11 protein-coding genes and 1 tRNA gene are annotated in these 10,330 nt (G+C 66.1%); 11 read left to right on the top strand and 1 reads right to left on the bottom strand.

The genetic code is table 11. The features are described from left to right. From XnspCFBP7698_RS21700 to folE2, 3 genes are all read left to right on the top strand, one after another. On the top strand, positions 1-208 hold a 208-nt coding region (locus XnspCFBP7698_RS21700; RefSeq protein WP_233548917.1), incomplete at its 5' end, for a hypothetical protein. Positions 209-289: 81 nt separating this feature from the next. Beyond that, positions 290-1,447 carry an N-acetylmuramoyl-L-alanine amidase gene (locus XnspCFBP7698_RS03380; RefSeq protein WP_104581836.1) on the top strand — a complete coding sequence of 386 codons (1,158 nt, stop codon included), beginning with the start codon at positions 290-292 and terminating at the stop codon, positions 1,445-1,447. 37 nt (positions 1,448-1,484) lie between these two features. Then, entirely contained in the window at positions 1,485-2,402 is a 918-nt protein-coding gene (gene folE2, locus XnspCFBP7698_RS03375; protein WP_104581835.1) for a GTP cyclohydrolase FolE2, read from the top strand. Positions 2,403-2,906: 504 nt separating this feature from the next. On the opposite strand, the gene XnspCFBP7698_RS03370 is transcribed toward folE2, so the two are convergent. Beyond that, a tRNA-Glu gene (locus XnspCFBP7698_RS03370) sits at positions 2,907-2,981 on the bottom strand. A gap of 49 nt (positions 2,982-3,030) precedes the next feature. Here XnspCFBP7698_RS03370 and pcnB point away from each other — a divergent pair. The 8 genes from pcnB to XnspCFBP7698_RS21300 all read left to right on the top strand — a co-directional run bounded on the left by pcnB (position 3,031) and on the right by XnspCFBP7698_RS21300 (position 9,912). After that, entirely contained in the window at positions 3,031-4,398 is a 1,368-nt protein-coding gene (pcnB, locus tag XnspCFBP7698_RS03365; RefSeq protein ID WP_104581834.1) for a polynucleotide adenylyltransferase PcnB, read from the top strand. A gap of 3 nt (positions 4,399-4,401) precedes the next feature. After that, positions 4,402-4,887: a 2-amino-4-hydroxy-6-hydroxymethyldihydropteridine diphosphokinase gene (gene folK, locus XnspCFBP7698_RS03360; protein ID WP_104581833.1), complete on the top strand. Its 486-nt coding sequence runs from the start codon at positions 4,402-4,404 to the stop codon at positions 4,885-4,887. A 35-nt stretch (positions 4,888-4,922) separates the two neighbouring features. Next, positions 4,923-5,738, top strand: coding sequence for a 3-methyl-2-oxobutanoate hydroxymethyltransferase (gene panB, locus XnspCFBP7698_RS03355; protein WP_047696111.1), 816 nt, complete (start codon positions 4,923-4,925; stop codon positions 5,736-5,738). Next, positions 5,735-6,577, top strand: a complete 843-nt coding sequence (panC, locus tag XnspCFBP7698_RS03350) for a pantoate--beta-alanine ligase (RefSeq protein ID WP_104581832.1) — start codon at positions 5,735-5,737, stop codon at positions 6,575-6,577. The genes panB and panC overlap by 4 nt, the downstream gene beginning before the upstream one ends. Before the next feature lie 176 nt (positions 6,578-6,753). Further along, on the top strand, positions 6,754-7,134 hold the full coding sequence (panD, locus tag XnspCFBP7698_RS03345) for an aspartate 1-decarboxylase (protein WP_003481969.1): 381 nt from the start codon (positions 6,754-6,756) through the stop codon (positions 7,132-7,134). Continuing rightward, positions 7,131-8,645, top strand: coding sequence for a glucose-6-phosphate isomerase (gene pgi, locus XnspCFBP7698_RS03340; RefSeq protein WP_104581831.1), 1,515 nt, complete (start codon positions 7,131-7,133; stop codon positions 8,643-8,645). The genes panD and pgi overlap by 4 nt, the downstream gene beginning before the upstream one ends. Positions 8,646-8,937: 292 nt before the next feature. Beyond that, positions 8,938-9,282 carry a type II toxin-antitoxin system prevent-host-death family antitoxin gene (locus XnspCFBP7698_RS03335; RefSeq protein WP_047696105.1) on the top strand — a complete coding sequence of 115 codons (345 nt, stop codon included), beginning with the start codon at positions 8,938-8,940 and terminating at the stop codon, positions 9,280-9,282. 3 nt (positions 9,283-9,285) lie between these two features. Next, entirely contained in the window at positions 9,286-9,912 is a 627-nt protein-coding gene (locus XnspCFBP7698_RS21300) for an AAA family ATPase (RefSeq protein WP_146093302.1), read from the top strand. The last annotated feature ends 418 nt before the right edge of the window (positions 9,913-10,330 follow it).

The following is a 10,330-nucleotide window of genomic DNA, read 5'->3' as shown; positions in this document are numbered from 1 at the left end:
CTTTTGGCGAACGCTCAAAGCGGGGGGATTACCAGGCGTCGTAGGTCTCGGGGATATGGTGGGACATGGGCGGCTTCTGGACGAGATGAACGCGGGTGCGCAGGACGATAGTGACAGGCTTGCTTTTGGCGGATTAATGTTACTTTATAACACTTCATCTTTGCCGCGCAGTTTTGCCTCCCGTGTCCTGCCTTCTTCTATGTTTTAGCTGCCGTCCGGAATCGCACTGCGCTCTGCGCTGCCGTTCGCTGTGGCGGGTCGATTGCCTGAGTTGTGAGGGCAGGGCGTGATGCAGCGTCGGCACCTATTACGGGGTGGAGCTGCTGCCTTGATGCTTGCGCCGACGTGCGGGGCTGCGCAGAGGCTCCCGGCCCTGCGGGGATGCCGCGTGCAACAGCAGGGCGAGTTGCTTCGCCTGCGGCTGGAGCTGGGCGCGCAGGTGGCCTACCGCAATTTCAGGTTGTCCGATCCTGAGCGTGTGGTCATCGATCTTTCTGGCGTGTCGCCGCAGTCGCCTCGCATCGATCCGATGCCCGCCGGCGTTGCGGTGACCCGCATACGCAGCGCGCCGCATCTCGATGGTCTGCGCGTCGTGCTGGATCTGCGGCAGCCCTGTTCGGTCAACGTGCGCCGGGATGGCAGTGCGTTGGTGCTGGAGCTTGCCGCCATGCCGGGTGGCGCGGCCCTGACAGTCAGCGGCGATGTTGCAGCGACAGCGCCCGTAGGCCCGGCCCGCTCGCGCCTGCATTCCTACATCATCGCCATCGATGCCGGCCACGGCGGCAAGGATCCGGGCGCGGTCAGTGCCGATGCGCGTTACGAAAAACATGTCGCCATGGCGGTGGCTGGGCGGCTGCATCAGCGCCTGGCCGCCGATGCACGCTATCGGCCCACCATGATCCGCAGCGACGACCGTTTCGTGCCGTTGCATGAGCGCGTCTTGATTGCGCATCGCCACAACGCGGATCTGTTCGTCTCCATCCATGCCGATGCCGCGCCAACACGCGAAGCGCGCGGTGCTTCGGTGTTTGCGCTCTCGCAGACCGGTGCCAGTTCGGCACTGGCACGCTGGATCGCCGATAGCGAGAACGCGGCCGACGATATGGGCGACACCGCGCGCCGGCTGCGGGTGCCGAGCAACCCGGTTCTGTCGCAGGTACTGGCCGACCTGTCGCTGAGCGGCACCATCGTCAGCAGCCTTGCGTTTGGCACGTTGATGCTGGCGCGCCTGCAGCAGGTGACGCACCTGCACCAACACCAGGTCGGGCAGGCCGGCTTTGCGGTGCTGAAATCGCCGGATATTCCCTCGTTGCTGGTAGAAACCGGCTTCATGAGCAATCGCGACGATTGCCGGCGCCTGTGTGGCGATACGCATCAGGACGAACTGGCGCAGACGCTGCATGCGGGCATCGACGACTACTTCGCTGCCTTTCCCGGTCGCGCCTGAGCCGCGATCGCCACCTTTACCCTTCGACGAGCACCCGATGTCCGCCACGCTTCCCGATGTTGCCGTTACCGAACTCTCCGCCCTGAGTGCGCCCTTGCGCTGGGTGGGCATGCAGGACATCGCCATCCCCGTGCATCTGCAAGCTGGCGGCGCCGGGCTTGCCGCGCGCGCCAGCGTGCAGGTCGATCTGCCGCGGCCAGAGCTCAAGGGCATCCATATGTCACGGCTGTATCGCCTGCTGGACCTGCATCTGCGGCAGCCGGTGTCGCCGGCCATGCTGTCGCAGCTGCTGCAGGCGCTGGTCGCCAGTCACGCCGATTGCGGGAGCCGCGCCGCGCGGCTGACGCTGCGCTTTGAACTGCTGCTGCGCATGCCGGCTCTGCGCAGCGAAGGGCTGAGCGGCTGGCGTGCCTATCCGGTGCACATCGTCGCGCACTGCAGGGCAGGGCGCACCACAATCCAGCTACAGGTCGATGTGCTGTACGCGTCCACCTGCCCATGTTCGGCGGCGTTGTCGCGGCAGTTGTTGAGCGATGCGTTCGTGCAGCAGCACGCCGGGCGCGACGCGCTGCCGCTGCAGGAGGTTGCGCAATGGCTGCAGGAGCACGGTTCCTACGCCACCCCGCATAGCCAACGCAGCGTGGCGCAGGTGCGCGTTGAGCTGGGCGCGGAGACGCAGCGCTTTGCGATCCGTGAGCTGCTCGATCTCTGCGAGCGGGCGCTGGCAACGCCGGTGCAGGCCGCGGTGCGGCGGACCGACGAGCAGGAATTTGCGCGTTTGAATGGCGCAAACCTGATGTATGTCGAAGACGCAGCGCGACGCCTGCGCAAGGCGCTGGCAGAGCACTACGCGACCTTTCATGTGGCAGTGCGCCATCTGGAAAGCCTGCATGCCCACGACGCCGTCGCCGAAACCGGCAGCGACGACGACTCACCTTCTCTAGTTGCCGTGTGAGTTGAGGCCATGCACTGCAAATTGCCGAGGCGCCGGGCACTAACGGTGCGCACATCACGTGTCGCGACCGCTCCAGCAAGGCGCGACGAACGCGGCATGCGTGACGCATTGCTGTTCGACCCGTCTGTGTGTTTTGTGTTGTTGTGGCTGATGTGAGCGACGCGACGGTGACCGATGTGGCGTCTGGTGGTATCTGCAGTGCGAGGCCTGTGAAGCGCGCATGCGCTTGAACCACATTGCGGTGGTGGTCGCGGGGCATCACATATCGATCAGCACGGCCGCACGGGGCTCACGTTCAACGCGACCAATCCGGCAGCGCAGGGCGGCAACCAACCTCGACCACATGGTGCCCCGGGGCCACGTCGTCCGGATCCAGGCATGCACAAGAAGGCCGTCGCCGCCCGCCGCACAGCGGCGCAATCCACACCCCATGCAGACTGCCTGCACCACAACGCAAAAACCCCGCAATGCGGGGTCTTGGCGTGATCTGCAGCAGGACCAACGTGGTGCTCCCTAGGGGACTCGAACCCCTGTTTTAGCCTTGAGAGGGCCACGTCCTAACCATTAGACGAAGGGAGCGTTTTTGTCGCGTCTTGTGCAGCGCGCTAGTATAGTGAGGTAATAGCCGTTGGGCAATCCTGCAACACAAGACGGAAGCGCCATCATCGAACCCTCAGTTACATCCCCGTTCACGCTGCGCGTTATCCCACGCGATCAGCACACCATTTCGCGCAAGGACATCAGCCCCAACGCGCTGCGCGTGTTGTACCGCCTGCGCGAATCGGGCTTTGGCGCCTATCTGGTCGGCGGCGCGGTCCGCGACCTGCTGGTCGGCGGCCACCCGAAGGATTTCGACGTCGCCACCAGCGCCACGCCGGAAGAGGTCAAGGCGCTGTTTCGCAACTGTCGCCTGATCGGCCGCCGTTTTCGGCTGGCGCATGTGGTGTTCGGCCGCGAGATCATCGAGGTTGCCACCTTCCGCGCCAACGTCGACGACGGCAGCGGCGACCGCGAGCTGGATAACGGCCGCCTGGTGCGCGACAACGTCTACGGCACCATTGAAGACGACGCGATCCGCCGCGACTTCACCTGCAACGCCCTGTACTACGCGATCGAGGATTTTTCGGTGCGTGATTACTGCGGCGGATTCGAAGACGTGCAGGCACGGCTGATGAAGTTGATCGGCGACCCGGAGCTGCGCTACCAGGAAGACCCGGTGCGCATGCTGCGCGCGGTGCGGCTGGCGGCCAAGTTGAATTTCGACATCGAAGCCAGCACTGCCGAGCCGATCCCGCGCCTGGCCGGTCTGTTGTCCGAGGCAGCGCCGGCGCGCCTGTTCGAAGAGATCCTCAAGCTGTTCCTGTCCGGACATGGCGTGGCCAGTTTCCAGGGCCTGGAGCGTTACGGCCTGCTCGGCGCGCTGTTTCCGGAAAGCGCGGCGGCATTGAAATCCAACCGCAGCGGCGCGTTGCGCGCCATGGTGCTGGAAGGCCTGCGCAATACCGACGCGCGCGTTGCCAACGACGAGCCGGTGTCGCCGGCATTCCTGTTCGCGCTGTTGCTGTGGCCGGCGTTCTGCCGCACCTTGATGGGGCTGCAGGCGCAGGGCGTGCAACCGGAAGATGCGCAGCGCCGTGCCGCCGACCGCGTCACCTTGCATCAGTTGGAGCGCGTGGCATTGCCGCGCCGGTTCTCGCTGCCGATGCAGGAAATCTGGTTGTTGCAGACGCGCTTCTCCTCGCGTCAGCGCAAGCGCGTGTTCCGCACCCTGTCGCATCCGCGCTTCCGTGCGGCGTTCGATTTCCTGGTGCTGCGTCAATTTGCATCGCCCGATCATGCTGCCGACGTCGAGTTCTGGCGCGAGGCGCAGAAGTCCTCCGGCCAGGAGCTGGTGGATGCGATCGAATCGGCACAGTCCGACCACGAGGGCGAAGAGGGCGCGCCACGCAAGCGTCGTCGCCGTCGCCGCCGCCCCGGCGCCCCGGCAGGCGACTAAGCCATGCAGATCGCCTTTGTCGGCCTGGGTGCCAACCTGGGCCCGGCCGAGGCCAGCGTGCGCGCGGCCATCGCCGCGCTGGACGCGCTGCCGCAGACCACCCTGGTGGCCGCCTCGCGTCTGTACCGCACGCCCGCCTGGGGCCGCGAAGACCAGCCGGACTTCATCAACGCCGTCGCGCAGCTGCGCACGGGTCTTGCGCCACTGCCGCTGCTGGAGGCCTTGCTTGGCATCGAACAGGCCTTCGGCCGTGAGCGTCGGGCCGGCGAGCGCTGGGGACCGCGTACGCTGGATCTGGACCTGCTGCTGTATGCCGATCAGGTGATCGACCTGCCACGCCTGCAGGTGCCGCACCCGCATCTGCACGTGCGTGGCTTTGCGCTGCTGCCGCTGGCCGAGCTGGCGCCGGACGCCATCATTCCAGGCCATGGAACAGTGCGGCACGCCCTGCAAGCCATCGATCGCTGCGGGCTGGAGCCGATTGGGTAGATAATGGCCGGCTTATCACCCCACGTAATGAGTTCATGAGCAGCCATAGCGACAGCAAGCCCTGGACCGTGCCCGCCCTGGCCGAGGCCAAGCGGGCGGGTCGAAAACTGGTCATGTTGACCGCCTACGACGCCGGCTTTGCACGCACCTTCGATGCCAACGGCGTGGACCTGATCCTGGTCGGCGACTCGCTGGGTATGGTGGTACAGGGGCATGATTCCACCTTGCCGGTGACCACCGCCGACATGGTCTACCACACCGCCTCGGTGGCGCGGGCGCTGCAGCAGGCCTTGCTGGTGGCCGACCTGTCGTTCCAGGCCGATGCCACGCCGGCACGCGCGCTCGATGCCGCCACGCAGCTGCTGCAGGCCGGTGCGGAAATGGTCAAGATCGAAGGCGCCGGACACAAGCTCGAGGTCATCCGTTACCTGGTCGAGCGCGAAATCCCGGTGTGTTCGCACCTGGGGCTGACCCCGCAGTCGGTGCTGCGGTTCGGCGGCTACAAGGTGCAGGGCCGCGGCGAAGCCGGCGAGCAGCTGCGCCGCGATGCACAGGCGGTGGTCGAGGCCGGCGCCAGCCTGGTGGTGCTGGAGTGCGTGCCCACGCCGATCGCCGCACAGATCAGTGCCGAACTCAGCGTGCCCACCATCGGCATTGGCGCGGGCCCCGGCTGCGACGGCCAGGTGCTGGTGATGCACGACATGCTGGGCCTGGACAGCGGCCACCGCCGGCCGAAGTTCGTCAAGGATTTCCTGGCTGAAGGCGGCTCGGTCGCCGGCGCAGTGCGCGCCTACGCGCAGGCCGTGCGCGATGGCAGCTTCCCCGATGCAGAGCACGCGTACGCCGCATGATCCAGACCCTGACCGATCTTTCCGCATTGCGCGCCCTGGTCACCGGCTGGAAGCGCGAAGGCCTGCGCGTGGCGTTGGTGCCCACCATGGGCAACCTGCATGCCGGGCATTACTCGCTGGTGATGCTGGCGCGGCAGTACGCCGACCGCGTGGTGTCCAGCGTGTTCGTCAACCCGACCCAGTTTGGCCCCAACGAAGACTTCGCGCGCTACCCGCGCACACCCGAGGCCGACCTGCGCGGCCTGGAGGATGCCGGGTGCGACGCGTTGTGGCTGCCGGACGTGGAGACCATGTATCCACTCGGCACCGCGCTGGCCACGCCGGTCCATGCGCCCGGCGTCAGCGACGTGCTGGAAGGCGTGTGCCGTCCGGGGCATTTCGATGGGGTGTGCACGGTGGTGGCGCGGCTGTTCAATCAGGTGCAGCCGGACGTGGCGGCCTTCGGCAAGAAGGATTACCAGCAGCTGGCGGTGATCCGGCAGATGGCGGCCGACCTGGCGTTTCCGATCGAGATTCTCGGCGGCAGCATCGTGCGCGAGGCCGACGGCCTGGCGATGAGTTCGCGCAACCAGTATCTGTCGGCAGACGATCGCCCGATCGCGGCGCAGATCCGCAAGGTGCTGCTGCAGATGCGCGACAGCTACGCGGCTGGCACGCCGCGTGCACAGGTCGAACAGGCCGCGCGTCAGGCGCTGGAGCAGGCCGGGTTCCGTGTCGACTACGCAGTGGTGCGGTTGCCCGACCTGAACGAGCCGGGCGAGAGCCATGCCGGTGCCCGCGTGGCGCTGATCGCCGCGCGGCTGGGCACGACGCGTCTGATCGACAATCTGGAATTCTGAGCCGCCGCATCGCGCCGAACAGCCGGATCGACGCCGGCGCCGGGCATGCGCGACTAGCATGCGGGCGCTGGCGTCGCGGCCGGCCTGAAGCCCTCACGACCGGGCGTGCGGCAAACCGGTGGGCGCTGACGCTTTCCGCTAAAATGCCGGCTTTCCTTTCGTTGTTGCCTGCGTCCATGCACCTGTCCCTGCTCAAAGCCAAGATCCACCGCGCCACCGTCACCCACTCCGAGCTCAACTACGAAGGCTCGATCGCCATCGACGGCCTGCTGCTGGAAGCGACCGGCATCCGCGAATTCGAACAGGTGCATATCTGGGACGTCACCAACGGTGCGCGTTTCAGCACCTATGCCATCCGCGCCGAGGACGGCAGCGGCATCATGTCGCTCAACGGTGGCGCTGCGCGTCACGTGCAGGTGGGCGATCTGATCATCGTGGCGGCGTTCGCCAGCATGAGCGAAGACGAAGCCAAGACCTTCAAGCCCAATCTGGTATACGTGAACGCGCACAACGCGATCTCCCACACCAACCACAGCATCCCCACCCAGGCCGCATGACACAGACCAACGGATTCGACGCGCTCCACGCCCACGCCCAGCGCCTGCGCGGCGCTGCCATCCCCGCATTGCTTGCCGCCGAGCCGGAACGGCCGACGCAGTACGCCAGGCAAGTCGGTCCGTTGTATTTCAATTTCGCGCGCCAGAAGTACGACCGCGCCGCGCTCGATTCATTGTTCGCCATCGCGCGCGAGCGCGATCTGGCCGGTGCGTTCCAGCGCCTGTTTCGTGGCGAGCAGGTCAATGTCACCGAACAGCGCGCCGCATTGCATACCGCGTTGCGCGGCGATCTGACCGACGCGCCGGTTGCCTCCGAGGCATATGCCACCGCTGCGCAAGTGCGCCAGCGCATGGGCGCGCTGATCCAGCAGCTGGAAGCCACCGAGGTCACCGACATCGTCAGCGTCGGCATCGGTGGTTCCGACCTGGGCCCGCGCCTGGTGGCCGATGCGCTGCGCCCGGTCACCGGTGCGCGCTTCCGCGTGCATTTCGTGTCCAACGTCGATGGCGCGGCGATGCAGCGCACCTTGGCGACGCTGGACCCGGCACGCACCGCCGGCATCCTGATTTCCAAGACTTTCGGCACCCAAGAAACGCTGCTCAATGGCGGCATCCTGCATGCCTGGCTCGGTGGCAGCGAGCGCCTGTATGCGGTGAGCGCCAACCCCGAACGCGCCGCCAAGGCCTTCGATATCGCACCCGGCCGCGTGCTGCCGATGTGGGATTGGGTGGGTGGGCGTTATTCGCTGTGGTCGGCGGTCGGTTTCCCGATTGCATTGGCGATTGGCTTTGAGCGTTTCGAACAATTGCTGGAAGGTGCCGCGCAGTTCGATGCGCACGTGCTCAACACGCCGCTGGAAGAAAACGTCGCGGTGCTGCACGGGCTGACTGCGGTGTGGAACCGCAACCTGCTCGGTAGCGCCACGCACGCCGTCATGACCTACGACCAGCGCCTGGCACTGCTGCCGGCGTATCTGCAGCAGCTGGTGATGGAGAGCCTGGGCAAGCGGGTCAAGCTGGACGGCTCGGCGGTGGATAGCGACACCGTGGCGGTGTGGTGGGGCGGTGCGGGCACCGATGTGCAGCACAGCTTCTTCCAGGCGCTGCACCAGGGCACCAGCGTGGTGCCGGCCGATTTCATCGGCACCGTGCACAACGACGACCCGTATGCGGAAAACCATGTCGCACTGATGGCCAACGTGCTGGCGCAGACCGAGGCGCTGGCCAACGGCCAGGACAGCAGCGACCCGCACCGCAGCTACCCGGGCGGCCGCCCGAGCACAGTGATCCTGCTCGACGCGCTCACCCCGCAGGCGCTGGGCGCGCTGATCTCGATGTACGAGCACAGCGTGTACGTGCAGTCGGTAATGTGGGGTATCAACGCGTTCGACCAGTTCGGCGTGGAGCTGGGCAAGCAGCTGGCGAGCCAGTTGCTGCCGGCCCTGAAGGGCGAAGCGGCCGAGGTGGCCGACCCGGTGACGCGCGAGCTGCTGGGCAAGCTGCGCGGCTGAGCCTGGCGCAGCGTGCGTGACAAGGAACGGGGCCTGCGGGCCCCGTTTCCGTTGGAGCAGCCCAACGAACGAGTGCGCTCACCCCAGGCGGGCGAGGCCGATGCTTGGCGCGGCATGGACCACTCGTGCGTCTGGGTCCGAGGGCCGTCGGCGTCCATCTGACAACTGTCTGCTGCATATCAATCAGCCGTACTTGGTTCGGCACCTTTTTTTACCACGTCTAAAATAGACAAATTTCCCAAAATGGACGTTTTGGCGTAGGCTGACGTCACCCACATCGCAGGACCGCCCCATGTCCCGTCATCAGGACTTGCCCGAGCTTGAAAAAGCGCCAGCGGCCGACATCAAGATCAAGGGTTGGCCCAGCCTGATGCGCAAGGTGCGCACCCATGGCGCGGTGGTCATCACCAATCACAACCACCCCGAAGCGGTGGTGGTGGATGCCGAGGAATACCGGCATCTTGTGCGGCAGGCCAGTGCGCTTGCCGATGCGGCCACGCGCGCGCAGTCGCTGCAGGCCTTGCAGGCCAAATTCGACGCGCATCTTGCCGCGGTCACCGATGGCGCGGTGCTGGCCCAGGTGATCGCCAAGCCTGCACGCCGCGGCCGCAAGATCGCCTTGGGCCCGTCGCTCTGATCGATGGGAAATATCCTGGTACTGGCTGGCGTCAACGGCGCCGGCAAAAGTTCATTGCTGGGCACCTTGCTGCAGGAAGACGGCGCCAGCTGGTTCAACCCGGATGCCTTCACCCGGCAACTGGTGGAGCAGGGCTGGACACTGGAAGAGGCCAATGCCCAGGCGTGGCAGGAAGGCGTGCGACGGCTGCGCCAGGCGATGGCCGACGGCAGCGATTTCGCGTTCGAAACGACGTTGGGTGCCAGCACCATTCCGCGCCTGCTGCGCGAGGCCTGTGCGCAACACACAGTGGCGGTCTGGTTCTGCGGGTTGGCAACGGTGGACCTGCACGTCCAGCGCGTGGCGGCACGGGTCGCTGCCGGCGGCCATGCCATTCCCGAGCACAAGATCCGCGAGCGTTACGACACATCGCGTGCCAACCTGATCGCATTGCTGCCGCATCTGGCAGTGCTGCATGTCTACGACAACAGCGCGCCGGCCGACGCGGTGGGTCAGGCGGCGCCGATGCTGGTGCTGGAACTGGACCGCGGCGGCCTGCACTACCCGCAAACACCTGCAGAATTGGCGCAGGTGCCCGATTGGGCCAAGCCCATCGTGATGGCGGCATTGGAGACGCGCCGCGTGTCTTGAGCTGCACATCCGGGCTGGCCTGCGTGAGTTGCCTGCCTGATTCGCACCGCGTTGGGAACAAGATCGGCTAGTAAAACGACGTCATGCCGACCTATCGCAGACCGGGTGTGCATCGCTTTAACCAGAACGGCCAGCCAATTGTCTGGTGCGGTGTCCAACCTCCGGGGGGCACCTCATGGACGGGTTTACGGCGTGTCCCACGAGCGGTGAAGGCACCGCGCAGTCGACCAGAATTGAAGATCACCAAGCGCTTGCGATACGCACGATGCGGGCGTCGCTACCTGATTGCTCAATCCTGGCAGATCAGGCGGAGAGCGGATCATCTGCGCCTTTGCTGCAGGGCCCTTGCCCGCCCACCATCGCGGGACACGCCGTGAATCCGTCCCTGGAGGCTCTGGCGCGGCATCCATGCCGCTCA

This window comes from Xanthomonas sp. CFBP 7698 (assembly GCF_003600855.1).
In the GTDB taxonomy this organism is placed as follows: Bacteria; Pseudomonadota; Gammaproteobacteria; order Xanthomonadales; family Xanthomonadaceae; genus Xanthomonas; species Xanthomonas cannabis.
This window is presented reverse-complemented; position numbering and strand designations above follow the sequence as displayed.

What these genes read in the sequence shown, in the direction of transcription:
- XnspCFBP7698_RS21300 (WP_146093302.1), top strand. Translation starts at nt 9,286, where the DNA reads ATGGGAAATATCCTGGTACTGGCTGGCGTCAACGGCGCCGGCAAAAGT.
- panD (WP_003481969.1), top strand. Translation starts at nt 6,754, where the DNA reads ATGCACCTGTCCCTGCTCAAAGCCAAGATCCACCGCGCCACCGTCACC.
- XnspCFBP7698_RS03335 (WP_047696105.1), top strand. Translation starts at nt 8,938, where the DNA reads ATGTCCCGTCATCAGGACTTGCCCGAGCTTGAAAAAGCGCCAGCGGCC.
- panB (WP_047696111.1), top strand. Translation starts at nt 4,923, where the DNA reads ATGAGCAGCCATAGCGACAGCAAGCCCTGGACCGTGCCCGCCCTGGCC.
- XnspCFBP7698_RS03380 (WP_104581836.1), top strand. Translation starts at nt 290, where the DNA reads ATGCAGCGTCGGCACCTATTACGGGGTGGAGCTGCTGCCTTGATGCTT.
- panC (WP_104581832.1), top strand. Translation starts at nt 5,735, where the DNA reads ATGATCCAGACCCTGACCGATCTTTCCGCATTGCGCGCCCTGGTCACC.
- folK (WP_104581833.1), top strand. Translation starts at nt 4,402, where the DNA reads ATGCAGATCGCCTTTGTCGGCCTGGGTGCCAACCTGGGCCCGGCCGAG.
- pgi (WP_104581831.1), top strand. Translation starts at nt 7,131, where the DNA reads ATGACACAGACCAACGGATTCGACGCGCTCCACGCCCACGCCCAGCGC.
- folE2 (WP_104581835.1), top strand. Translation starts at nt 1,485, where the DNA reads ATGTCCGCCACGCTTCCCGATGTTGCCGTTACCGAACTCTCCGCCCTG.